General features: G+C 68.1%; 17 protein-coding genes. 7 read left to right on the top strand and 10 right to left on the bottom strand.

What is annotated here, in order from left to right; all coding sequences use genetic code 11:
* Positions 1–63: 63 nt before the first annotated feature.
* The 5 genes from AB2U09_RS15045 to AB2U09_RS15025 all read right to left on the bottom strand — a co-directional run bounded on the left by AB2U09_RS15045 (position 64) and on the right by AB2U09_RS15025 (position 5,567).
* On the bottom strand, positions 64–765 hold the full coding sequence (locus AB2U09_RS15045; protein ID WP_459193544.1) for a universal stress protein: 702 nt from the start codon (positions 763–765) through the stop codon (positions 64–66).
* Complete coding sequence (locus tag AB2U09_RS15040; protein ID WP_459193543.1) at positions 762–2,201, bottom strand: APC family permease; 1,440 nt, start codon at positions 2,199–2,201, stop codon at positions 762–764. The genes AB2U09_RS15045 and AB2U09_RS15040 overlap by 4 nt, the downstream gene beginning before the upstream one ends.
* A 52-nt stretch (positions 2,202–2,253) precedes the next feature.
* A complete protein-coding gene (locus AB2U09_RS15035; RefSeq protein WP_459193542.1) occupies positions 2,254–3,897 on the bottom strand; it encodes an SLC13 family permease in 1,644 nt (547 codons plus the stop codon).
* 61 nt (positions 3,898–3,958) lie between these two features.
* The gene (locus AB2U09_RS15030; RefSeq protein WP_459193541.1) at positions 3,959–4,204 is read right to left on the bottom strand and encodes a helix-turn-helix domain-containing protein; all 246 of its coding nucleotides are present in this window, start codon (positions 4,202–4,204) and stop codon (positions 3,959–3,961) included.
* Positions 4,205–4,256: 52 nt separating this feature from the next.
* The gene (locus tag AB2U09_RS15025; RefSeq protein WP_459193540.1) at positions 4,257–5,567 is read right to left on the bottom strand and encodes a nickel pincer cofactor-dependent isomerase, group 22; all 1,311 of its coding nucleotides are present in this window, start codon (positions 5,565–5,567) and stop codon (positions 4,257–4,259) included.
* Between the two features lie 159 nt (positions 5,568–5,726).
* On the opposite strand from AB2U09_RS15025, the gene AB2U09_RS15020 reads away from it, so the two are divergent.
* A complete protein-coding gene (locus AB2U09_RS15020; RefSeq protein WP_459193539.1) occupies positions 5,727–6,314 on the top strand; it encodes a hypothetical protein in 588 nt (195 codons plus the stop codon).
* A gap of 27 nt (positions 6,315–6,341) precedes the next feature.
* Here AB2U09_RS15020 and AB2U09_RS15015 read toward each other — a convergent pair whose 3' ends face one another.
* On the bottom strand, positions 6,342–6,755 hold the full coding sequence (locus tag AB2U09_RS15015; RefSeq protein WP_459193538.1) for a hypothetical protein: 414 nt from the start codon (positions 6,753–6,755) through the stop codon (positions 6,342–6,344).
* Between the two features lie 563 nt (positions 6,756–7,318).
* Here AB2U09_RS15015 and AB2U09_RS15010 point away from each other — a divergent pair.
* From AB2U09_RS15010 to AB2U09_RS14990, 5 genes are all read left to right on the top strand, one after another.
* On the top strand, positions 7,319–7,498 hold the full coding sequence (locus tag AB2U09_RS15010) for a DUF5786 family protein (protein ID WP_459193537.1): 180 nt from the start codon (positions 7,319–7,321) through the stop codon (positions 7,496–7,498).
* Positions 7,495–8,052: an endonuclease dU gene (locus AB2U09_RS15005; protein WP_459193536.1), complete on the top strand. Its 558-nt coding sequence runs from the start codon at positions 7,495–7,497 to the stop codon at positions 8,050–8,052. The genes AB2U09_RS15010 and AB2U09_RS15005 overlap by 4 nt, the downstream gene beginning before the upstream one ends.
* Before the next feature lie 68 nt (positions 8,053–8,120).
* Entirely contained in the window at positions 8,121–8,714 is a 594-nt protein-coding gene (locus AB2U09_RS15000) for a uracil-DNA glycosylase (protein ID WP_459193535.1), read from the top strand.
* A 99-nt stretch (positions 8,715–8,813) separates the two neighbouring features.
* Positions 8,814–9,461, top strand: a complete 648-nt coding sequence (gene hisH / locus AB2U09_RS14995) for an imidazole glycerol phosphate synthase subunit HisH (RefSeq protein WP_459193534.1) — start codon at positions 8,814–8,816, stop codon at positions 9,459–9,461.
* Positions 9,462–9,542: 81 nt separating this feature from the next.
* Entirely contained in the window at positions 9,543–10,079 is a 537-nt protein-coding gene (locus AB2U09_RS14990; protein WP_459193533.1) for a DUF8173 domain-containing protein, read from the top strand.
* A gap of 430 nt (positions 10,080–10,509) precedes the next feature.
* On the opposite strand, the gene AB2U09_RS14985 is transcribed toward AB2U09_RS14990, so the two are convergent.
* Together AB2U09_RS14985 and AB2U09_RS14980 are read right to left on the bottom strand one after the other, a co-directional pair.
* Positions 10,510–15,762 carry an LAGLIDADG family homing endonuclease gene (locus AB2U09_RS14985; protein ID WP_459193532.1) on the bottom strand — a complete coding sequence of 1,751 codons (5,253 nt, stop codon included), beginning with the start codon at positions 15,760–15,762 and terminating at the stop codon, positions 10,510–10,512.
* Between the two features lie 13 nt (positions 15,763–15,775).
* A complete protein-coding gene (locus tag AB2U09_RS14980; RefSeq protein ID WP_459193531.1) occupies positions 15,776–16,198 on the bottom strand; it encodes a PPC domain-containing DNA-binding protein in 423 nt (140 codons plus the stop codon).
* 116 nt (positions 16,199–16,314) lie between these two features.
* Between AB2U09_RS14980 and AB2U09_RS14975 the strand changes: the two genes are divergently transcribed.
* On the top strand, positions 16,315–17,097 hold the full coding sequence (locus AB2U09_RS14975) for an SDR family NAD(P)-dependent oxidoreductase (protein WP_459193530.1): 783 nt from the start codon (positions 16,315–16,317) through the stop codon (positions 17,095–17,097).
* Between the two features lie 361 nt (positions 17,098–17,458).
* Here the strand turns inward: AB2U09_RS14975 and AB2U09_RS14970 are convergent, their stop codons facing one another.
* Together AB2U09_RS14970 and AB2U09_RS14965 are read right to left on the bottom strand one after the other, a co-directional pair.
* Positions 17,459–18,280 (bottom strand): class I SAM-dependent methyltransferase, encoded by an 822-nt coding sequence (locus AB2U09_RS14970; protein ID WP_459193529.1) that lies wholly within the window; start codon positions 18,278–18,280, stop codon positions 17,459–17,461.
* Between the two features lie 64 nt (positions 18,281–18,344).
* Positions 18,345–24,620, bottom strand: coding sequence for a PAS domain S-box protein (locus tag AB2U09_RS14965; protein ID WP_459193528.1), 6,276 nt, complete (start codon positions 24,618–24,620; stop codon positions 18,345–18,347).
* Positions 24,621–24,846: the final 226 nt, after the last annotated feature.

Here is a 24,846-nt window from a genome sequence, read left to right as displayed (position 1 = left end):
GATCCGACCGATCCGACAGTCGGAGACCCGTCGGATCACCGTCTCGGCTACCCGTCCGCTCGGCTACTCGTCCTCGCCAGCTTCGCCCCGGCGGACGACCAGCACCGGGCCGACCGTCTCGGCGGCGACCCGGTCGGCCTCGTCGCCGAACACCAGCGAGCGGAGCGAGGGCGCCTGCTCGCCCATGACGACGGCGTCGTGGCCCGCCGCAGCCTCGACGAGCGCGTCGAAGGGACCACCGGTCGCGAGTATCGTCTCGACGTCGAGGCCGGCGTCGGTCAGCGGCGCGGCGGCGTCGTCGAGCGTGGTCTGCCCGTCGTCGGTCGCTTCATCTGTCGCGAGGAAGAGCGTGACGCCGACGTCCCGGTCGCCGACGAGTGCGGCGACGAACGCGGTGAGTCGGTCGACCGCGACGTCGCCGGTCACCGGGACGAGCAGCCGCTCGACGGGCCCGGTCGCACCGACGATAGCGAAGGCGTCGGCGCCGGTCTCGGCCGAGACGCGGCGGAACGTCTGCTCGCGGTCGTGCGTGAATACGAGACGATGGTCCGCCGCGCCGCCGGCCGCGGCGAACTCTTCGGTCACGTCTTCGAGCGCCTCGGTGGCCCGGTCCTCGTACTGGAGGCGGGCCTGGTCCGGCGGGGTCTGCTCCGGGAGGACGTGATAGCCAAGTACCGTCACGTCGACGGGGCCGAGCAGGTCGATCAGTCCCGGGGGGACAGTTCCCCCCTCAAGTATCGCCAGCGGAACGAGGACGCGGGTCATAGGGCTCCCCGCAGACTAACGTCCCGAGCGTAATAGAAGTACCAGCCCGCGCTGGCGAGCATCACCGCGACCCCGATGATCTGCGAGATCCGTTGCATGAAGCCGATGAGCGCGAAACTCGACAGCGCGCCCAGGATCGGGACGACCGGGTAGCCGGGCACCCGAAAGTCGGGGTCGTACCACTCGGGTTCGTCCCGGCGGAGCGCGATCAGGGCGACGCACATCAGCCCGTAGAGGATCAGGTGCAGGAAGGAAGCGACCTCCGCGAGGACTTCGACCTGTCCGGTCGCGACGAGCACCAGGACGGGGCCGCCGGCCATCCCGAGCGCGACGTGTGGCGTCCCGTACTTCAGGTTGATACGGCTGGCCCACCGCGGGAGGAGGGCGTCGCGGGAGACGGCGTAGATGGCCCGCGAGGTGCTCAAAATAGAGGCGTTCGCGCTGGACATCGTCGCCAGCAGGCCGCCGAAGACGATGGCGAGCGCGCCGGCGCCGCCGAGGTAGTGTCGACCCACGTCGACCATCGCGGTCTCGCCCAGCCGTTCGAGTTCGCCGCTCGGGATGGCGCTCGTCGCGACGAACACCGTCAACACGTACATCACGCCGACGATGACGACCGACCCGACCATCGCCAGCGGGAGGTTCCGGCCCGGTTGCTTCATCTCGCCGGCGACGGTCGCGACCTGCGCGAAGCCGAGGTAGGAGGTGAAGACGAGCGCGGCCGTGGTCAGGACCGGGAACGGCCCGAACGGCATGAACTGCTCGGGCGCGCTGGGCGCGCCGACCAGCCCGACGGCGTCGAGGCTGCCGTACAGCAGAAACGCCGAGAGGATCGAGAGGAGCAGGGCCACGACGCCGTTCTGGAGCTTGGCGGCGTTCTCGGTCCCCGTCACGTTCAGGAGGGTGAAGCCGGCGCCGAAGAGTAAGGCGACGGGGATGGCCAGCCCCTCGCCGACGGTGACGCCGAGTTCCGCGAGCGTGTCGACGGCGTAGTAGCCGAAGCCGACGAGGTAGAAAGCGGTCGCGAACACCAGCCCGAACCACAGCGAGAGGCCGACGACCGTGCCCGCCAGGGTGCCGAGCCCGCGCGAGATGAAGTAGTAGCCGCCGCCGCTTTTGGGCATCGCCGTCGCGAGTTCCGAGGTCGGCAGCGCGACGAGCAGCGCGACGACCGCCCCGATCGCGAACGACCCCGCCGCGGCCGGGCCGGCTTCGCCCGCCGCCAGCCCGGGGAACACGAAGATACCCGCGCCGATCATCGTTCCGATACCGATGGCGAGGCCGCCGGTCAGCCCGAGCGTCCGCTCCAGTTCGGCGTCGTCGGTGAACGTCGCCTCGTCCGTCTCGACCGTCTCCTCGACCACCGGTGTCTCGCCCTCGACGTTCCGTCCCCCGGGCGCGTCGCCACTCACACACCGATGTTGGGTTCCGAACATATAGAACTACTGCCAGAACAGGTGGGTTCGGTGCAGGGCGGGAGGCGAGCGCTCACCAGAGGATCGCCGGCCAGACGAACCGGAACAAAAGCCAGATGAGCACCGTGAGCACGCCGGTCATCAGGAGGTTGAGGACGACGCCGGCGCGCATCATGTGGCGCTGTTCGAGGTAGCCGCTGCCGAAGACGATGGCGTTGGGCGGCGTCGCGACCGGGAGCGCGAACGCGAAACTCGCGGCGATGGCGCCGCTGGTCGCCAGGAAGACCGCGGCCGCCACGTCGGGCAGCCCCAGCGTCGTCGCGAAGACGCCGCCGACGCCGATCAGCAGCGGGATGATGATCGCCGATGTTGCGGTGTTCGAGGTCATCTCGGTGAGGAAGATGATGAGCAGGACGACCGCCGCGACGACGAGGACGATGGGCGCGCCGGTGAGCGAGCTGAAGACGGTGTCGGCGAGCCACTCGGTCGCGCCGGTGCTGGACAGACCGCCGGCCAGCGAGATGCCGCCGCCGAACAGCAGGATCGTCCCCCAGTCGATGTCGACGAGTTCGTCCCACTCCATCGTGTCGGCGAGCACCAGCGCCGGGATGGCGGCCATCCCGACCATCACGTAGTAGAGCAGTCCCTGGTGGCCGTCGACGCCGAAGACGCTCGTCCCCTCGCCGCCGAACAGCGTCACCGCGACCGTCTCGGGGAGGTAGCCCGACAGCAGGTCGGCGAAGCCGCCGACCACCCACAGGCCTGCGGTCGCCGTGAAGATGATCGCGACCCGGCGGCCGCGCGTGCTGAGCGACCCCTCCTCGCGGAGGTAGCGCTCGGCCTCGATGCGGGCGTCCTCGACGTCGGTGATCTCGGGCGGATAGAGCCGGTAGGTCAGCAGGTACCAGATGATCGGGAGCGTCACGACGACGACCGGGAGCCCGATCGCCAGCCACTGGGCGAAACCGATCTCGTAGCCGAGCAGCTCGTTGAGCTGGGTCGCGAGGATGGCGTTGGGCGGCGTGCCGATGAGCGTCCCGACGCCGCCGACGCTCGCCGCGTAGGCCGTCCCGAGCAGCATCGAGATCTGGAGGTTGCTGAAGCCGTCGTCGGTGCCGAGTCCGGCCGTCGCGCCGCCGTCGGTCGCCGCGTCACCGGAGGCGTCGACGTCCGCGTCGAGTTCGTCGGCGTCGGCCGACGCGGCGGCGATGCCCTCGCTCCCGATGACCTGCGAGAGGACGCCGAGCGCGATCGGGGTCATCATCGCCGCCGTCGCTGTGTTCGAGACCCACATCGAGAGGAACGCGGTGGCGATCATCACCGCGCCGACCAGCCGCCGCGGCGAGGTCCCCATCCGGGACATCAGCCAGAGGGCGATCCGCCGGTCGATGTCGTACTTCTGCAAGGCGTTGGCGAGCATGAACCCCGCGACGAACAGGAAGATGAGGTGGTCGGCGAAGCCCGAGAGCGCCGCGTCCAGATCGGCGTAGACTCCGAAGGCCGTCAGCAGCACCGGGATCGTCAGCGCCGTCACTGCCAGCGGCATGGCGCCGGTCACCCACAGCGCGCCGGCGAAGAACATCGTCGCGAACGCGTACTGGGCCCGGGGATTCAGCCCCTCCGGCGACGGGCCGAACGCGACGATCCCCGTCCCGAGGAGCGCGACCGCGAACACCAGTAGTGTCCCGCGATTCCCGCTGAATCGGTCCTGTATCATTGATACACCGGCTTCGACCGAGCCGATACTTAACGATTTTCCTTCGAGGTCACGCGCGGCGTCAGAAGTGTTCGACAAGCGCCGAGACCTGGTCCGCCGAGAGCTCGGCGGTGTAGAGTTCGAACAGGCGTTCGCGGCGGTCGGTCGACAGGCCGCGGGTACCGTTTTCGAGCATGGAGATGTGCGCCTGCATGATCTCGTCGACATCCCGTTCGACGTCGCGCTGGCTGAACCCCGCGGCGACCCGCAGCAGTCGCCACGCGTCCGGAGAGATCGCCGCGACGTCGACTCGCACCCGCTCTCCCATCGGTATCGATGGGCACGTGCCGGTAGATAAGTGCCGCGGTCACGGGCCCCGATCAGTAGGGATCCGCCTCGAGCGCGCCGTCGTCGAATTCGAGCGGTGCGAGGGGGCCGACGGTCACGTCCGGGCGCTCGCGCAATTCGGCCGCGACCGGCGCGGAGACGACGAGCGAGTCGGGGTTCATCGTGCTCGGGATGCGGGCGACCCGCAGGTCGGCCGGGTCGGCGACGCCGGTGGTCGAGCAGGCGAGCACGAGCGCGGTCGCGTCGTCCGGGACGACGACGGGGAGTTTGGCCCGCCGCGGCTCGCCGCTGGTGACGACGTTGACGTACGTGTCCGTGAAGTCGACGTCGGCGACGAGGTCGCGGTGGACGAAGTCGGCGAGGCCCATCCCGATGGCGTTGCCGTGCGAGGGCGCCGACAGCGACCGGGCGTAGACCCGGGTGATCGACAGCGAGTCGGGTTCGACCTCGCCGTGGAAGGCGTACCGACCGATGACGTTCGTGTCCATCCCCGTCCCGGAGTGGTTCTTGCCGGTCTCGTCGACGACGAGGAGGTCGAGGTCGTCGACGGGGAGTTCGGCCATGTGCTCGCGCGCGGTGTCGAGCAGTTCGGGTTCGCGATCCAGCACGACTGCGGCGTCGATTCCCGCGATTCGCGCCGCGCGGTGGTCGGCGTTCTCGACGAGAGCGATGCCGCCGACGATTGGCGTCTCCGCCCGCAGGACCTCGTAGCGGTCGGCGATCACGTCGGCGAAGTCGGTTGCGATGGCGGCGTTGTGAAGCGACTCGGCGCCGCGGTGCTTGCCGAGGCCGATCACGGCCATCTTGGCGAGACCGCTCTCTACGTCGCCGCGGAAGTCGGTGTGGGGCTTGACGCGGTTGGCGAGCAGGACCGCGTCGGCCTCCAGCGCGTCGCGGGCGGCGTAGACCGGCCGTCCGAGGGCGTCCTCGCCAACCTCCTCGACGGCCATCGACGAGCGGATCTCACAGCCGAGCGACTCGGGGGTGATCCCCAGCGCGTCGAGCGTCTCGCGTTGCCCCTCGGCGGTCGCGCCGCCGTGGCTCCCCATCGCCGGGATCACGAACGGCTCGAACTCCCGCTCGGCGAGGCGGTCGACGGCCACCGAGAGCACCGCGGGCATATCGTGGATACCACGGCTTCCGGCGGTTATCGCGACCGACGCGCCCGCCGCGAGGTCGTCGAACCCCTCGATGGCGTCGACGGCCGCCCGGGTCGCTTCAGTCACGTCCGCGACGGCCTCGGGGTCGCGCTCGCGGTTCGTGACGGCGAACTCGGGGAGGTCCTCGACGGTGGAGTCGCTCGCACCGACTAGCGCTTCGGCGTCGGGGAAGTCGACGTTCATGGACGCTCGCCCGGGTTCGGGGCCGGGCGGGCTTCCTTCGTCGCGGCGGTTGTCGATCGGTCCATGCTACCGCCAAGCACACCCAGACAGTTGAGCGTATCCGTCGGCCGCCGGAGCCGCCGGCCTGTGATTTATTCGCGCCACGCACCAACCGATCGCATGGCCGAACCGAACCAGGCGGTCGTCGACGAGATCGTCCACGAGGGGGAGTCGATCGGCGCCCGGGGCATCGTCGAGTTGATCGAGCGCTACGACCAGGGGGCCGGCGTCGAACCGGAGACGATCGAGGTCTACGCCGACGAACTCGAAGCGCGCGACGACTACGCCTTCGACGGCCGGGACTTCCTCGCTCACGTCGACGAGAACACGACAGACGCCGAGTGGTGGGAAGGCGGCGTCTACTACGAGATCGGCGAGGACGTCGACGACCACCGGATCAGCCTGTTCCCGGCGGCGTGGCACGAGCACCTCGGCGGGTCGACCGACGTGACCGAGTACGTCGAGTTCATCCTCGACGAGGACCCCGACTACCTCGACGACCTCTCTCTCGGCGGTCCCGGCGGAGGCGTCCCGGAGAAAGCCGTCGTCGAGGCGCTCATGCTGATCGGGCAGGTCGACCGTCCCGACGCGAACACGCGCATCAACGAGGCCCGCGAACGCGGTGACGTCGTCGAGGACGCCGACCAGAGCCCGGAAGCCCACGTCTATCTCGCCGAGCGAGCGCCCGAGGAGCTGCAGGAGCGCTGACCGACGGCGATCGCTCCGGCGCGCCGCTCAGTCGTCGGCGGGGTCGGCGGAACCGGTCGACTCCTCCCGTTCGTCGCCGACGTCCAGTTCGAGGGCGTCCAGCCCGCCGAGGGTGTAGCCGACGAAGTACGTGGCGAAGACGACGACGAGGAGTCCGATCCGGTCGGCGAATTCGAGGGGCGCGGCGTAGACCGCGGTGAACGTGACCAGGATTACGAACACCTGCCCCAGCGCGCTCCACCTGTTGTCGCGCCAACTACGGTCGGCGCTCGTGAACGCCGGGTACTCGCGGACGAGCCGCGAGACCACGAGGCCGAGCACCAGCATGGCGATTCCACCGGTCACGGCGATGTCGGGATAGGTGCCCAGCCACCAGAGACCGACCCCCGTTGCGATCCCGAGCACGATCGAGAGGATGCGATGAGTCCTCGCCCGCGTCATGAGTAGCACTACGACCGCGCCCCAGAAAAGTCATCTGGCCGACTTTTTCTCCCCGATGGCCCCAACTCGGAGCGCCACTGCTCGGCCCACGTCGTCGCGGCATCCGGAGGAACCCCCGCTGGCGCGGTAGGCCGTTCCCAGTGAGCGGTAAGCCCGGCGTTCCTCCAGGTCCGCTGGCAGTTTTCCCAGCGGCCGCTCCGGGGTTCGATCCGGTCGCCGATACACTGGGGCGACGTGACCCAAGAGCGCTCGATGCAAGAACAGTTGAATATTATTCATATTGGGAATACACTTCGTGCTGTCATCGCTATATCTGCGCCGACGGTACCGCTACCGGGGAATATTGCGACCTTACGAGCGAATCCAGACCGCTCGGGTCCGTGATACGACGGTCGACGGGCGTCCAGTTATCGACCGGATATATCGAATCGCACCCGCCTATTCGACTTTCGTTCGGTATTCGGTTCGTTTTTCGGGCAGTAATCGTCGTTCGATCAGTTAATTGCCGATTACTCCCCCTGGGGCGTATGATTTTTCACGATCAGTGTGTTATGATCTCTTGTATGGGGTTCGGGAGCTACGACGAATCAGAGCAGGAGAATCAGGAACTTGACGCCGACCTCGAGGACGGGGACGGCGTTAACACGGCAGAGAACACACACGACGGAGACGTGTCCTACGAGTTCGACGCCTCGAACGACGAGCTGCTGGATCGGCTGGAGGACATCAAGGACAACACGTGAAGCGCGGGGCCCGCGCCCTCGGCGTGGCCGAATCGTACCGCGGAGAGGATAGCACGCTGGCGGGTGCCGTCGTCCGCGCGAGTCGGGTCGTCGACGGGTTCGCCTTCGACACCTGCGCGGTCGGCGGTACCGACGCCACCGAGACAGTGATCTCGCTGGTCGACGCGCTCGACCGCGAAGACGTGCAGTACGTACTTCTCGCGGGCATCGCCCCCGCGTGGTTCAACCTCTTCGACCTGCCGGCGATCCGCGAGGCCGTCGACCGCCCCGTCCTCTCAGTGACGTTCGAGGAGAGCCCGGGGCTGGAAGACGCGCTCCGCGACGCCTTCGACGGCGACGCCCTCGACGAGCGCCTGTCGGTCTACCGCCGCCAGCCCGACCGCCGGCCCGTGACCGTCGGCGACGAGACGGTCTACGTCCGCGCGGTCGGAGTGGACGACGACGAGGCCGCCGACGTGGTTCGAGGATTCACACCTGAAGGCGGCCGGCCGGAACCGCTCCGGGTCGCCCGGCTGGCCGCCCGCGCCGCCGACGAGCGGTTCGGCGGCGAGTAGTGCGAACGGGCGGCGTCGCTCGCGCACGGACCGACCCGATTATGGTCGTCCCCGGCCGACGGGGAGTCATGAGCGACGGCGAGATGGACGGGCTGGAGGTGACCGCCTGCGAGCGGTGTCCGACGCTCGTGGAGTGTCGGAGCCGGATCGTCAACGGCACCGGGCCCGGGGACGCGGACCTGCTGTTCGTCGGCGAGGCGCCGGGACAGCACGAGGACGAACAGGGCGAGCCGTTCGTCGGCCGCAGCGGCGACGTGCTCGACGACGGCCTGCGCGACGCGGGACTGGATCGGGGCGACGTGCGTATCACCAACTGCGCGCGCTGTCGCCCGCCCGACAACCGCGACCCGACCGACGAGGAACTCGCGAACTGCCGTGGGTACCTCGAGACCGAAATCGACCTGGTCGACCCTGAAGTGGTCGTCACGATGGGGAAGGTCCCGGCCGAACACCTGCTTGAACGCGACGTCGCCGTCACGAGCGAGGCCGGCGACGTCGTCGAAGCGGAGGTCGCCGGCGTTCCCCGACGGGTGCTGGTCTGCGTCCACCCCGCTGCGACGCTGTACGACCCCTCCCAGCGCGCCACGTTCGCCTCCACGCTGGAGCGGGCCGCCGAGTTCACCGACGAGACGAGCGGCCAGTCGCGCATCGGCGACTTCTGACCGACTCGCCGTGCGAACCGCGGTGACCCCACTCCCGAGTCGGTCGCAGGCTTCGCCCGGACGGAAAGGGACTTGTCCGCGGTGTGTCTACCTCTTCGCATGAGCACGCGACAGACCGCGGCCGAGGTCGTCGTGGTCGACTACGGGCTGGGGAACCTCCGGAGCGTCACGCGCGGCCTCGAACGCGCGGGCGCCACCGTCGAACTCAGCGAGGACCCCGGAGACTTCGACGCCGCCGACGGGATCGTCCTCCCCGGGGTCGGCGCCTTCTCCGAAGGGATGGACAACGCCGGCCCCTTCCGCGACGCGCTGGTCGAACAGGCCGAGGCCGGAACCCCCCTCTTCGGCATCTGCCTCGGCATGCAGATGCTCCTCACGAGCAGCGAGGAGGCCGAACGGGAGGGACAGGGCGGCGTGCAGGGCCTCGATCTGATCCCCGGCCAGAACGTCCGCTTCCGCGGCGACCTGAAGGTGCCCCACATGGGCTGGAACGAACTCGACGTCCAGCGCGACCACCCGCTCGTCGACGGCGTCGACGGGCAGTACGCCTACTTCGTCCACTCCTACTACGCCGAGCCCGACGACGCCGACGCCGTGGTCACCACGACCGACTACGGCACCGACTTCGCCTCCATCGTCGCCAACGACCGGGGCAACGTCTTCGGCACCCAGTTCCACCCCGAGAAATCCGGCGAGACCGGCCTGCGCATCCTGCGGAACTTCGTCGACGTCTGCGTCGAGGGGTGACGGCGGCGGTTCGATCCCGGATCCGACCCCGAATTCGGCCCGCCGATGCCTTCTTAAGTGCGTCCGCCGACTGTTGGCACTATGTTTTCCCACGCGGTCGATCTGTCCACGCTGGCGTTACAATCCGATCTCTCGTCGATCGTCCTCCAGATCGACGTGAACGTCGACCTCGACCCGGCCGCCAACGTCGTCGGGAGCGCCGTCGGTTCCTTTTTGACGACACTGATCGTCGGTGCCATCCTCGTCGCGGTCGCCCCCGAGTTCCTCGAAGACCGGATGGCCGCCGTGCTGGACGACCCCGTCGGGTCGTTCACCTACGGAATTCTCGTCCTGATCGCCCTCGCGCTCGCGACGTTCCTCCTCGTCATCTCGTTCGTCGGCATCGTCGTGGCGATCCCGCTCGTCATCGTGGCGTACGTCGTCTGGGCCGTCGGCGCGTCCGTCGCCTTCCTCGCGATCGCCGATCGGCTCGTCGACCGCGACGGCGACGACTGGACGACGGCCCTCCTCGTCGCGGCGGCGATGAACGGCGGCCTCGTCCTCACCGGGATTGGCGGCCTCGTCGCGATCTGTATCGGCGCCGCCGGCTTCGGCGCCGTGCTGGAAGACCGTCTGTGACGCTGGTATCTGGTCTCCGGAGTCGAACGCGATGCGTCGCAAGCTCTCGACGCGCTCGCTAGCTGTTGGAGCGACTACAGCGAACAGCAGGCGCTGAAAGCCCTCGGCGCGCTCGCGGTCGCTGAGCGGGATATCCGCGCTCTCCGCACTGCCCGCGCGGATAGTGCCCGCTTAGGCGACTGAACTGCACGCGAGCCCGCCTCGCCCTTTCAGTCCGCCAGGACAGCAACCGCCCCGCACGACACCGCAGACGGCCACACGCCTCCCCAGCCGATTCACTCGTTCGCGCTGCTCACTCGCTCATCCCTCGCGCGGCTATTTCGAACGGCCCGCCAGGAGGCGGGCACGCTCGACAGCGCGCGCCACGGCTCTCAGTCCGTCCCTTGCTGGAATCAGTCGGCCACGGACGACTCCGCGAGAAAGCAGGCCGCTACATGAAGTCCGCGATGCCGCTCTGCTTGTTCGTGTCGTCCTCGAAGACCCGCTTGATCGACCGGTCGAGGACTTCGAGGCGCTGTTTGGTGTAGGTGCGACAGCCGAACTCCTCGGCGACGCGGGTCGCCGTCTCGATGTACTTGTTGACCGAACCCTCGTGGACGGTGAGGTTGACCCGGCCGCCGCACTCCCGGCAGTCGCCGGTCAGCGGCATCCGCCGGTACTTCTCGCCGCAGTCGAGACAGCGCACGTCCTGCCGGGAGAACGCCCGCAGGTTCCCGATGAGGTCGGGGAGGAAGTGGTACTCGATGATCCGCTCGGCCACGTCGGTCTCGTCGACCGCACGGATCTTCCGCGAGAGGTTCAGCTGGGCGTCCATCTTCTCCTCCATCGACCCGAGCGTCTTGTACGCCGACAGGTCCGGCCCGGCGGCGATGTTCGTCGTGTCGTGGGTGTGGTCGAACCCAGTGTACTCCTCGTCGGTGCCCAGCGTCTCCTCCGCGATGGTCATGATGTCCTCGACGTCTTCCGGGTCCGCCAACTCCCGCGTCGCCTCGTAGAACTCCTTCGGGTACTCTCGCATGATGTCGACGTTGTGCGCCTCGTCGTCGATCTCCGCCGGGTCGATCCGCGAGGACATCACCAGCGGCGCGTCCATCTGCCCCCCGCGCTTGTCCGGCAGGAACTGTTTCGAGAAGTTGAGAAGTCCGTCCATCAGCAGCATCACGCAGTCCTCGTCGCCGTCACATTGCTTGACCGACAGATCATCTGCGACGAGCGAGTGGTTCTCTGCGACGGTGAGACAGTAGACGTTATCGGTGTCGGACTCGGTATACGACACCGTCTGGATCGGGTCCAGGTGGTACTCGTCGGTACCGCCGTCAAAGACGTATGCGTGGCGGCCGGTCGATTTACGATTGACGACCTGTCGGCTGAGGCGGTCGTCCTTCTCGGTAAGGTGGAAACCGACGCGGTCGGCGAACCGGACGGCATCGTCCCGAGAGACGGTTAATTCGTAACTATGGCGCGAAAGTGACTCGTCGTCATCGTCGTAGAACTCCGGGAACGCCTCCGAGAGCGCCACCGGTTCCATGTGATTGACCGTCGCAGTGATGCCCAGCCGGGTCAGTAGTGCGAGAAGGTCCGACTTGAGTTCCGGACTCACGGTTGTAGCCGAGACACGAGGAGTCTGTCCATCGGCTGTCCCGTCGCCGCTGAAGTATCCAGCGAGGTACGCACCGACGATCCGGTCAGGGGAATCGAAGATACACTGCGGGACCCGCTTCGTGTGTGCCGCGGTCCCAGCGTCCAGCATCGTATCGAAGAACCCACGGAGCAATCGGCCCGAGGCAGTTATCTTCGCGTGATTCTCGACGTAGGGATCGACGCCAAATTCCTCGGTGAGCACATCGAGGAAAAACTCTCGTGCCTCATCGTCCGTGCCGCAAATCGTCGTCTGATGGATCTTCCCCTTCGGGGTCTCCTGAACCCGGGCAAATCCTTCGGCGGCGTAGTACCCGAGAAGCGTGGCAACCCGCTCGTTGAGGGCGATGTATCGGTCGATCTCCGTCCCGTCGCGTTTGACACCGAGCGTCGCGTCTTCGGGGACGAACGACAGCAAGTCCTCCGTCGAATCGAAGAAGTTGTCGAGTAACGCGACCGGGATACTCTCTCGGTAAAGGTAGTTACTCAACGTCTTCTTCGTCAGCCCGAGATAGTCGGCACTGCTCTGAAGCGGGTAGAAGCGACCGTCCCACTCGTCGGCGAGCCGGTGTTCGAAGCGCTCGTAGAGGCGGTCCTTATCCAGTCCTTTGACCATCAGCCGGTCGTCGGCGACGACATCTGACCCGATGAACGCTTCGAGGAGGTCAAACCGCTCCGGCTCGTCAGCCGGATCGGTGCTGTCGAGGTGTTTCGGCGTGACGAGACAATCCGACTCGTCGAGCTTCCCCGCTGGGACAGACACCATCCGACCGAGGTCCGGCTCGTAGATGTGTACCTTGTGGTCCGGGGTCACTTTCAGATCCCGACCGGACTCCGTTCGGATCTCGACGAGGTGATCCGGTGCCGGATGCTTACTCAGCGCCTCCACGGGCTGTGCGGACTGAGAACCAGCGTTGTCGAACGAGGGGACGGAGAGATCGCCGTCGAGGTGGTCGAGGTCGTCTACGAGCGTCCCAAAGTCGTCTTCTTCGGCGTGCTCTGGATCAAGATAACCTTCGACGACAGTCTCGATCGACTCGTGTTTGAGCGCGCCGTCTTCGTCCTCGTACCAGACTTTCGTATCCGGATGGAAGCAGTTGCGACGCTTCGCGGCGTGGAAGTACGGATGCGCGTACCCAACCGCTGCTGTCGTGAATCCGACAATACGTCCGACGGTCGCCGCGCTGGTGTGGGGGGCCATCCCGAAGACGAGTTCGCCGACGAGGTCGTCCCGCTCTTCCAGATCGTAGAACGGTTCGAGACCGTAATAGGACTCCAGCAGGTCGTCGACGAAGTCGGCGGTCTTGAGCATGTGCTCGGCGGCGCCCTCCGAGAGGACGATGTCCTGGACGTTCAGCTCGACCAGCTGGTCGTCGTGTTCGAGGCGCTGGCCGTGGATGTCCTCCTCGTAGCCGAGCCCGCGGAAGGCCTCGGCGGTGACATCGAGCTCGGAGGGGCGCACCGCCGTGACGGGCAGGTCCGTCATGTCGTAGCGGACGGTGCCGTCCTTGAACGCCGAGACGCCGTGTTTCGCGCGGAGGACGCCCTTCTCCATCGGCTCTGGCGTCTTCTTCTCCGAGGAGAGGCCCTTGACGGCCTTGAGCGCGTCGTAGGCGGTGGGGCGCTCGTTCAGGTTCGCGAGGGCGTCCTTGAACTCCTCGTTGACGTCGACGACCTTCGTCTGCGTGGGTCGTGCGAGCGTCTCGCAGCGGGAACACTCCGCGCGACCGGACTCGTCGGGTTCGACCTCGGAGTCGCAGTCGGGGCAGACGTAGACGGCCTCGCAGACGCCGCCGCAGTCCGGGCAGCGGGGCTTGTACGTCCGCGTCCCGCAGTCGGTACACTCCTGACGGCCGACCTCTACCTCGACTTTCCCCTGGCTGTCGTCGTAGCTGTCGCCGGCGACGGCCGCGTCGCCGACCTTCCGCTGGGAGCCGCCGGCTTCGCCGATGGGGAACAGGGTGTGGACCGCCGGCGAGAGGTCGCGCTTCTCGGACTTCTCGGGTCGGCCCATCCGGTTGCCGATGCGGGTGGGCGCGCGCTCGCGGACCTCGAAGGGCGCGATTTCCTTGACCGCGAGGACGGCGTTGGCGCCGTCCTCGGTGGAGGCCGCCGACGATTCGAGTTGGGCGTCGCTGGCCTCGCCGCCGCCGTAGGCCTTCGCGCGCTCGGAGAGGTCCTCGGGCGTCCACTCCCGTTCGAGCGAGTCGGAAAAGCCGAGCGTCCGAACCAGGGGTCGCCAGTCGGGGATGACCAGCGTGTCCTCGGTCTGTGTGTGCTCGACGAGCAGGTGCTCGACGGCCTCGCGAACCGTCTCGGAGCGCGGGAGGACGAGGTCGCCGGCGGCCGCGGCGCCCGCGTCGCGGTCGTGACCGTCGGTCGCCGCGTCGTGCTGGAGTTCGTCGGAACCGTCGTCGCCGTCACCGCTGTCGGGGTCGCGAACGACCGCCCCGTCGGTCTGTGCGACGCGCCCGTCGTCGACCGCGTCGGCCAGCGTACACACCTCGTCGACGCTCAGGTCGTGCCAGCAGTAGGTGTACTTGGGGTGCAGCGGCGCGTCGTACTCGTCGGCCCACTCCAGCGCTTCCTCCGCGCTCGGGTCCGAGAGGTCGACGTCGAGCGAGTCGCGCATCGCCTGCACGTCCGCGCCGGCCTCGTCGAACTCCTGGGCCCACCACTCGACGGTGTAGGAGGCGGGCGCGAGCGGGTGGTTGTTCTCGACGAACTCGCCGTAGTTGACGAGGTACTCGCCCAGGTCGATCACCTTCTCGACGCCGTTGCGGATCGCCAGTGCCTCCTCGGGGTCGTCGATGCGCCGCACCTCGCCGTTGGCAAGGCGAACCGTCGGTCCCTCGATCGTGTCGACGGGGACGACGCCGGCGGCCTTGCCGGGCCGTTCGGTCTTGATCTGGGTCCCCGTGGCGAGGAAGTCGTCGACGAGGTGCATCGTCGCCGGGTGGACGCCGGCGGTTGCGTTCCCGTGGTTGCGCGCCCGACCGTAGCGCAGGCGGAAGCCACCGGCCTCGCTCGGATGCGAGAACACCGGACGGCCGGCGATGAGGTCCCGCAGGAACTTCTTCGACGGGTCCAGCCGCGGCGGGCCGGCGGGTTCCTCGCCGCCGTCTTCGTCTTCGCCCTCGTCGTCGCCTTCGGCGCCTTCCTCGTCGGTTTCGTCGTCCTCGTCGCTCTCGTCGCCGTCGTCCTTGCCGATGGTGCCGTCGATGAGGTCCTGCAGCCACGGCCAGTCGACCTCGTCGAGGTTGCGAGTGTACCGCTGGATCTTCGGGGCCTTTAGCGCGATCCCCTCGGCCATGACGAGACACATCCCGCCGCGTGCGGAGTTGGAGTCGACCCGTTCGAGGTCTCGATAGCCGGAGACTTCCTCGTCGCCGGTCGCCTCCCCGTCGAGCATGATCGGCATGTGCTCGGCGATGAACTTGCTCTCCTTCTCCTTCGGGGAGTACTGCAGGCCCGTCTCCTTGTCGTAGAGGTCTATCTCCTCTGCGTAGCGGCCGATCTCGTCGTCGCGGGCCTTGTACTGGTCGATGCCGAGCATCGCGCGGGCGTAGTCGGCGACGAGGACGGAGAGCGCCTGCGCGGTCCCGCCCGCGGAGCGGATCGGGCCGGCGTAGTAGACGTTGACGAACTCCGTGCCGTCGTCGTTCTCGAGGATCTCGACGCGGTCGATCCCCTCGATGGGGGCGGCGACGACGCCCTCGGTCAGGAGGGCGACCGCCGTTCGAACGGCCCCCTCGACCTTCCCGGCGCGGGACTCGTAGTCGCCGACCTCGCCGTCGACGAAGTCGGATACGAGTTCGAGCGCCGCTTCTTCCCTGCTCATCTCGCCTTCGAGTTCGCGGACGCGCTCGGCGACGCCGTCGATGCCGAGAATGTTCTCGACGCGGTCGGCCATGTCGCGGGCGACCGGAATCTCGACGTCGTCGGTCGGGTCGTCGCCGCGCTCGCGGGCCGCCTCCGCCACCTCGAACGCGTCGTCGAGGCCGGACTCCAGTCGCTCGAAGTACCGTTCGTCCTCGGGTTTCATCGTCGCGCTCCCATCACAGCGGCCAGAGGTCGAGCGCTGTCTCCTCGTCGTACTCCCGCTCCAGCGGCACGTCGAACTCGCGGACGTAGAGTTCGCCGGCGAAGACGGTCGCGCTGTCGAGGTGACCGGCCAGCGCCGTTCCGTCTTCCCGCGAGAGGACGGCGTGGGTGTGAGCGAACGGCTCGCCGTCCAGTTCGGAGATATTTCCGACGCAGGCGGCCATCTCCAGCGGCTCGTCGAAGGTCTCGGGGTAGTACTCCTCGTCGTCCTGGTCGTAGTAGAGGATCTCGGCGTCCTGCACCGCGCCGAGGCCGAAGAAAAACGCCGAGTCGACCCCCTCGTCGGCGGCGAAAGCCTCGATCTGGCCGCGCCAGTCGCGCCCGTGCTCCAGACGGGCGACGAACTCGCGAGCCCCTTCGAGTTCCAGGTAATCCATACCCACTACAGCGAGTGGCTCGACAAAAAACGTTTCCGACCCGGCCACGCTCGGGCCGACCCGCCGTGGTTCCGCGAGGACCGGGCTTGAAGGCAGCGGCCGTCGAACGCCGCCCCATGGATCTCGACCTGACCGGCGAGACGGCACTGGTGACCGGTGGCGGCCGCGGGAACGGCCGCGCCATCGCGCTCGAACTCGCGACCCACGGCGCCGACGTGGTCGTCAACGACCTCGACGAGGACGTGGCGAAAGACACCGCGGCGACCATCCGCGACCGCGACGACGACAGCGACGCCGTCGGCCTCGCCGCCGACGTGACCGACGAGGACGAGGTCGCGGCGATGGTCGAACACGCCGAGGAAGAACTCGGGAGCGTCGACATCCTCGTCAACAACGCCGGCGTCGGCGACGCCGGCCCGTTCCTCGACGAGGGCTACGACGACGACTTCCGGCTGAACATCGAAGTCCACCTGTTCGGCTCGCTCAACTGCACGCGCGCCGTCGTCGACGGCATGGTCGAGCGCGGCTACGGCAAGATCGTCAACATCACCTCCATCCACACGAAAAACGCCGTCGGCCAGTCCCCGCAGTACGACGTCGGGAAGTGGAGCCTCCTCGGGCTCACCAAGAGCCTCGCGCTCGAACTCGGCCACGAGGGGATCCGCGTCAACGCCGTCGCCCCCGGCTGGGTCAACACCCGCATGACCGAGGGCTTCTCCGACGCCGTCACCGAACAGATCAAGGACCTCAACCCGCTGGGTCAGTTCGCCGAACCCGAGGACATCGCCAACGGCGTCGTCTTCCTCGCCTCCCCCGCCGCCGACTACGTCAACGGCCACGAACTCCGCGTCGACGGCGGCCAGGTCCCTATCCCCGACTGGCGACTGGACAACCGGTAGACGGCTTCAGACGAGAGATTTTTCACGGGTTTCGGCAATGAAACGCTGATTCTGGCGCGCGCTGTCGAGCGTGTCCGAGCACTGCGAGGACCGCTCGAAATAGTCGCGCGAGGGATGAGCGAGCCAGCGGCGAGCGAATCGGCTGGGGAGGCGTGTGGCCGTCTGCGGTGTGGGGCGGTCGCGGTTGCTGTTGTGGTCGCGGTGTTGTTTCCTGGTGGATTGAAAGGGCGAGGCGGGCTCGCGTTCATCTAGTCGTCTGAGCGGCCCCTACCCGAGTGCAACGAGGGTATGTCGCTCAGCGACCGCGAGCCCGGCGAGGGCTTATAACGGCTAGCGGTCGTTGCACTCGAAACGGTGCCCTTCACTCCCGGACCGCGACGAATCGCAGTCGGCGGTAATCGGCCGTCCAGACCCCGTCGTCGCCGGCGTCCGGATCGAACAGGTCGTCGCGAACCCGCGCTTCCACAGCGGAAACAACGGCGGATTTCTCCCCGTCGTCCAGGTCAGCGAACAGCGAGTCGCCGAAGACGTCGAGCCAGCGCGCCAGCCCGTCGGCGCCGCCCTCCAGTTCCGTCGGCCGGTCGAACAGGCGAAGCAGGCGTACTTCGAAGCCGGCCGACTCCAGCACTGCGGCGTGCTCGCCGGGCGTCGGGAAGTACCACGGGTTCGCCGCCTCGTAGCCCCGTTCTCGCAACTCCGCCACCGTCGCGTCGACGATAGATCCGACGTTCCCCACGCCGCCCATCTCGGCGACGAAGCGACCGCCGGGGGCCAGCAGCTCGTGTACGCGCTCAGCCACCGGGCCCTGATCCGACGCGGGGATCCAGTGGAGCGCGGCGTTCGAGAACACGGCGTCGACCTCCCGGCCCGGGGCGTACGTCCGGGCGTCGGCCACCTCGAATCGCAGGTCTGGATACGTCTCCCGCGCCCGCTCGACCATCTCGACGGACTGGTCGACGCCGACGACCGAGCCCGATGCGCCCACGGCGTCGGCGATGTCGGCGGTCAGGTGGCCGGTGCCACAGCCGAGGTCGAGCACGCGCTCGCCCGGTTCCGGGTCGAGCAGGTCCACGACGGAGCCGCCGTACTCGTGCACGAAGCCGGTGTCGCGGTCGTAGGAGTCGGGGTCCCAGTCGTTGGGGGTGTCCTCCGAACCAGCGCTGTCGGACGCGTCGTCTGCCATACCGCGAATGGGGGGTCCCTTCTCCTGAACGTTGCCCCGGTGCGGTACCGCCTCACAGCCGGCCTCAGTCGGCCGCCGCCTCGACTTCCGCGCTGGTCTCCTCGAAGAGCTGGCGGAGGAGTCGCTGCTGGCCGAGCCGCAGGTGGCGGTTGACGGTCGGCTGGCTGACGTCGAGCATCTCCGCGACGTCCTCGCCGGTGGAGGTTCGGGGCCACTCGAAGAAGCCGGCGAAGTAGGCGGTCCGGAGCACCTCCAGCTGGCGGTCGGTCAGCGCCTCGAACAGCCGGGTCGCGAAGGTGCCGCCGGTCTCGTCGCCCCGCTCGACGGTCCGCCGGCTCGCGAGTTCGACGCTCGGATGGGTCTCCGCGAGCATCTCGACGAACTCGCGGACGTCCGTCCCGGTCGGCACGTCGACGACCGCCTCGATGCCCGCGGCGGTCGCGCGGATGGTCTGCGGGCCGGCGCCGTGGCGGACGAATCGCGACGGGAGCGTATCGGCGCCGACGGTCACCTCGAACAGGAGTCTGCCCTCGTCGCTCTCGCCGTCGCCGTCACTCACGAGGCGGTAGGTCGCGACCGACACAAGGTCCTCGAGTACGTCCTCGACGCGCTCGGCGGGCGCGCCCGAAGCGGTGACGAACAGCCCGGTCTCGGACTCCGAGTGGGTGGCCAACCCGGCGAACTCGACGGTGCAGTCGGCCTCGGTCGCCAGGCGGCCGAGCACGTCGTCGGCGGCGTCGAACTCCAGCGTGAGCTCGACCCGCTGGTCGGTGTGGAGCGCGCGCTGGGTCTCGACGGCGTTCATCGAGTGGGCGACGTTCTCGCCGAGTTCGGCGAACACCTCGCGTTCGAGGTCGCCGAAGGCGTCGGGCTCGCCGGCGTAGACCGTGAGCACGCCGTAGAAGTACTCCTCGAAGGCGATGGGCACGCTCAACACCGACTGGAACCCCTCCGAGAGAGCGGTCTGGCGCCACTCCTCGCGTTTCAGGTCGTCGACGACGTTGCGGACGACGGTGGGTTGCTCGGAGACGGCCGTGGCGACGGCGGGTTCGGCGCTCTCGTCGGCTGCCAGCGACACCGTGTCGAGGTAGTCGGCGCCGTCGCCGGCCCACGCGCTCGGTTCGAGGCGGTCATCGGCGGCGTCGAGCGACCCGATCCACGCGAAGGCCACGTCGTCGCTCTCGACCAGTCGGTCACAGACCGCCGACTCGATGGCCTCGCGGGATTCGGCCTGGATGAGCGACTGGTCGATCCGACGGATCAGGTCGGTGATCTGGATCTGCCGGCGCAGGCGGCTGTTTTGCGCCTCCAGTTCCGCGTCGCGCTCGCGGAGCGTCTCCTCGCTGGCGAGGCGGTCGAACGCCGCCTCGGTCGTCGCGACGAGCGTCTCGGCCAGCCGCCGGGTCGACTGGTCGACCGCCCGGTCGCGGGTGGCGACGACGAACACGCCGTGGTTGCCGACCGGCACCAGCAGCCCGCCGCCGACGTCCGGGCCGAAGACGTTCGACTGCGTGGCGGCCTGCGTGTCGTCGAACACCGTCGGCGTCCCCGTCACGTAGGTGTTCCACAGCAGCGAGTCGCCCGCGCTCGCCCCCACCGGCTCGGCGTCACACAGCGACTCGAACCCGTCCGAGCAGGCGAGCGCGTCCAGTTGATTGGTGGTGTCGTCGAGCAGGTAGACGGCCACGCCCGCCACGTCGAGCACCGCGTGGGCGGTGTCGACGACCAGGTCCGCCGCCTCGGCGTTGCTCTCGACGCCGAGCAGGCCGCGCGTCGCCTCGTGGAGCGACTCCAGCGCCAGCTCGCGCTCCTTGCGGTCGGTGATGTCCTGGAGCGACCCGCGGAGTTCGGTCACGTGCCCGTCCTCGACGACGGGTTCGCAGATGGAGTGGACCCACCGCTCGGTCCCCTCGCCCGTGACGATCCGATACTCGGTGTCCCACGGTTCGCCGCCGCCCCAGGCGCGTTCGAGGTGTTGACGGTGGTCCGCGCGGTCGTCGGGATGGATGTACTCGAAGACGCCCTCCGTCATCGGGCCCTCCTCGGGCGGCACCTCGAAGATGTCGTAGACGTTGTCTGTCCACTGGATTTCGTTCGTGCCGTCCTCGGTGACGGTACTCGTCCACCCGCCGACGTCCGCCATCTGCTCGACGCGGCTGAGCAGATCCGTCGTCCGTTCGAGTTCGCGCTCGCGCTCTTTCTGCTCGGTGATGTCCTGAACGGAGCCGCGGAAGACGGCGGGACTCTCGACGTCGTCCACGGGGTAGCCGATCGCCCTGACCCACCGCACTTCACCGGACCCGACGACGATGCGGGCTTCGATCTCGTACCCCGTCCCTTCCTCGATGGACTCCTCGACGGTTTCGCGTACTCGCTCGCGGTCGTCGGGGTGGTACGAGTCGATGATATCATCGAGTTCCACTTCCATGCCCTGCGGGAAGTCGTGGATGCGATACAGCTCCTCGGTCCAGGTCTGCGTGGGTTCCTCACCGCTGACGTCGAGTTCCCAGCCGCCGACGTTGGCCATCTGCTGAACCTGTTTGAGGAGATCCGTCGTCCGTTCGAGTTCTCGCTCGCGTTCGACGCGCTCGCTCACGTCGCGGATGATGCCGGCGAAGAACCGCTCGCCGTCGTGTTCGTACTCGGTGAAGGAGATACCGAGCGGGACCTCCGACCCGTCCGCGCGGACGCCGGGGAACTCGACGGAGTCCCAGTCGACCGTCTTCTCACCCGAGGAGAGGTACCGCTCGAGGGCCGCGAAGTGGTCTTCGGTCAGCCGGTCGGGCATCAGTATCGAGAGCGGCTCGCCGACGAGGTCGGCTGGGTCGTAGCCGAACACGTCGCGCACCGCCGGGTTGACGTCGCGGATGACGCTGTCCGTGTCGATGGTCACGATGGCGTCCGACGCCGTCTGCGCGACCGTCTCGTAGCGTTCGAGTTCGCGCTCGCGCTCCTTGCGCTCGGTGATGTCGTTCTGGACGGCGACGAACCGGTCGACAGTGCCGCTCTCGTCAGTCACCGGTGCGATGGTCTGTTCGGCGTAGTACAGTTCGCCGTTCTTGCGGCGGTCGATTATCTCCTCGTCCCACACCTCGCCGGCCCGGATCGTGTCCCAGAGCGCGTCGTAGTACTCCTGGCCGTGCTCGCCCGAGTGGAGGATCGCGGGCGTCTGTCCGACGGCCTCCGCGGCGCTGTAGCCCGTCGTCTCCTCGAAGGCGGGGTTGACGTAGGTGATCTCCCTGTCCGCGTCGGTCATGTAGATGGAGTGGCCCGAGGCCTCGACCGCGCGCTTGAACCGCGCCAGTTCCCGCTCGCGCTCCTTGCGGTCGGTGATATCGCGGACCACGCAGATCTGCCGGCCGTCGTCGAGGGCAGTCAGCGAGAGCTCCTGTGGGAACCGCTCGCCGTCCGCCGTCAGCCCGACCGCCTCGCCGCGCCACTCGCCCTCCTCGAGGAGCGACGGGACCGCCTCCTCGGCGAGCCGCTCGCGCTCCTCCTCGTGATAACACATCTCCCACGTCTCGTCGAGAAACGCCCCGGGATCGTCGTAGCCGTAGACGTCGGCGTGGGCCTGGTTGACGAACTGGTAGACGCTGTTCTCGTCGAGGATGGCGATGCCGTCGCTCGCCTGTTCCATCGCCGCCGACCGCGCGGCGAGTTCGCGCTCGCGCTCCTTTCGCTCGGTGATGTCCTCGATGTAGCCGACCAGTTCGGTCACCTCGCCGTCCTCGTCGTAGATGGGGCCGGTCGACAGCGAGACGTCGATCACCTCGCCGTCGGCGCGGACACGCTTGAGTTCCACGCCGGAGACGGACTCGCCGTCGAGCACGCGCTGGCGGACGTCGTCCTCGACGCCGTCGGGCACGGCGGGATACTGCGCTCCCAGCACTTCGTCGGCGGACCAGCCGAAGATGTCCTCCATCGCGTCGTTCCACAGCGTCACCTCGCCGTCGGTATCGGTGGCGACGACGCCGACGGGGGAGGTCTCGATGAACTTCTGCAGGCGGTTCTTGGTCGCGCGCAGCTCACGCTCGCGGGCCTTCCGCTCGGAGACGTCGCGGCCGATCCCGACGAGCACGTGCTCGCCGTCAGGGTTCTCCAGCCGCGAAGCGACGAACTCGTAGGGGATCCGCTCGCCGTCTTTCGTCAGGACCGGCGCCTCGACGCGACCGTCCTCCCCCGTCGAGAACACTGTGGCGATCGCCTCGACGACCCGGGCGTGCTCGCTCTCCGGGAAAAAGTCCGTCCCGTGCATCGACTCGATCTCCGCGTCGTCGTAGCCGGTTAGCTCGGCGAAGCTCTCGTTCCACCGCTGGATCTTCCCGGCGTCGTCGAAGACGTAGAACACGTCGTCGATCGCGTCGAGGATGTCCTCGGTGTACTCGCGGTATTCCTCGAGGCGCTGCTCGCGCTCGCGTAACTCCCGTTCGGCCTCCTTGCGCTCGGTGATGTCGCGGCTGATCCCCATCACCCCGACGACCTCGCCGTCCTCGTCGCGATAGGGGTACTTGTGGTCGAGGAACACCCGATCGTCGCCGTCGATCGGCCGGATCACCTCCCGGGAGACGGACTCTCCCGTCTCGAGGACTCGCCGGTCGTCCTCGCGGATGTCCTGGACGGTCGCCTCGTCGAAGAACTCCTCGTCGGGCTTGCCGATCACCCCCTCCGGATCGAGGTCGAACGGCTCCGCCACGGCTTCGTTTGCGAACTGATAGCGGCCCTCGCGGTCCTTGATGTAGATCGGGTCCTCCGTGTTCTCGACGATCGCCTCCAGCTGGCGCTCGCGCTCGCGGCGCTCGGAGATGTCCCGGCCGATCCCGACGATGACCCGCTCGCCCTCGGGGTTCTCCATCGGCGAGGCGACGATCTCGTAGGGGATCGCCTCGCCGTCTTTCGTCCGGAGTCGCGCTTCGAGCGGCACGCCCGCCGCCCGGTCGATGCTCGCGATCCCTCGCCGAATGGCGTCGCGGTCCTCCTCGACGAAGAAGTCCGTCGCGTGCATCGACTCGATCTCTACGTCGTCGTAGCCGGTCACCTCCGCAAGCGTCTCGTTCCAGCGCTGGGGGTGCCCGTCGGCGTCGAGCACGTAGAACACGTCGTCGATCGAATCGATGATGTCGGTGGTGAACTCGCGGTACTGTTCGAGTTCCTGCTGTTGGCGCTTCCGCTCGGTGATCTGCCGGGAGACGCCGATCAGTCCGCGGAGCTCACCGTCGGATCCCCGCCACGGCACCTTCGTCGTGAGGTTCCACTCGTCGGCGTGGTCGACGTACTCCTCCTTGTTGACGATCGGTTCCCCGGTCTCGATGACCTCCAGGTCGTCCTCGTAGGCCTCCTCGGCGAACTCGGCGTCGAACACCTCGACGTCGGTCTTCCCGAGGACCTCCTTTTCGATCAGGTCGGGACTCCACTCCGCCGCGAACGCGGTGCTGTAGCGGACGTGGCGTGCGTCGCGGTCCTTGGCGTAGATGTGCAACGGGAGCTGCTCGAAGATCGCGTCGAGCAGCGACCCGCGCCGCTCCAGTTCGGCCTCGCGCTCGACCCGCTCGGTGACGTCCTCCTGGAAGCCGACGAAGTGGGTGACTTCCCCGTCGGTCTCGACCGGGGCCAGCCTGACACGGTTCCAGAACTCGGTGCCGTCCTTCCGGTAGTTGCGGAGTTCGACCGTCGTCTCCTCTTCGTTCTCGACGGCGCGGCGCAGTTCCGCGATCCGCTCTTCGTCGGTCTCCTCCCCCTGCAGGAACCGGCAGTTGCGGCCCACACACTCTGACTCCTCGTAGCCGGTCAGCTCCTCGAACCGTTCGTTGACGGCGATCAGCGGGGCGTCCTCGGCGGTAGCGTCGGCGACGCTGATCCCGACCGGGGCCGAGTCGATGACCCGCTCGCGGAGGTCGCGCTCGCGCTCGCACTCCCGCAGGTCTTCCGTCAGCCCCGAGACCGCTTCGGCCAGTTCGCCGAGTTCGTCGTCGCGGTCGGTGTCGAAGGAGACGTCCTCGCCCGCCCGAGCGCGCTCGATTCTGTCGGTCATCGCCGCGACGGCGTCCTCGCGGTCGCTCGACGCCGCGAGTCCGACGACGCCGGTGGCGAGCAACCCGACGAGCGCTCCGGCACCGCCCCCCAGCGACGCCGACGCGTCCGCAGCGATCGCCACCAGCACCATACACCCCAGCGCGAGCGAAGCGAGTGCGACGCGCTGTCGACGGACCCGCCGTTCGGCGTCCGTCGCGTTCGACGCGACCCCCGTTCGTCTCGAAGGGGGGTCGACCGATCCCTCGTTGCGGTCCCCCGTGTCCCCGACGCCGCGGCCGGCGACCGCGTCGCGGATCGAACCAACGTCCATTAGTAGCATTTGATAGCACGTGCAATTAATCGTTACTTCCCAGATACCCGATAAAAAGGGGCCAGTAGCGGTCCGGAACCCCGTCGCGCACTGCCGCCGAGCGGGGTTCGCGCTTGTCATCGATCCGCAGACCGACCCTACCGGCGGTAACGGATCGCTATCTCCACCCGCCTCGGGGCCGAATCCGGATGATCGGGCCAGTGGCGCGCTCGACCGCGCTCGGCAC

It is taken from the genome of Halosimplex yunnanense, from assembly GCF_054504345.1.
The sequence above is the reverse complement of the archived record's forward strand: the minus strand, read 5'-3'. Positions and strand labels throughout refer to the sequence as shown.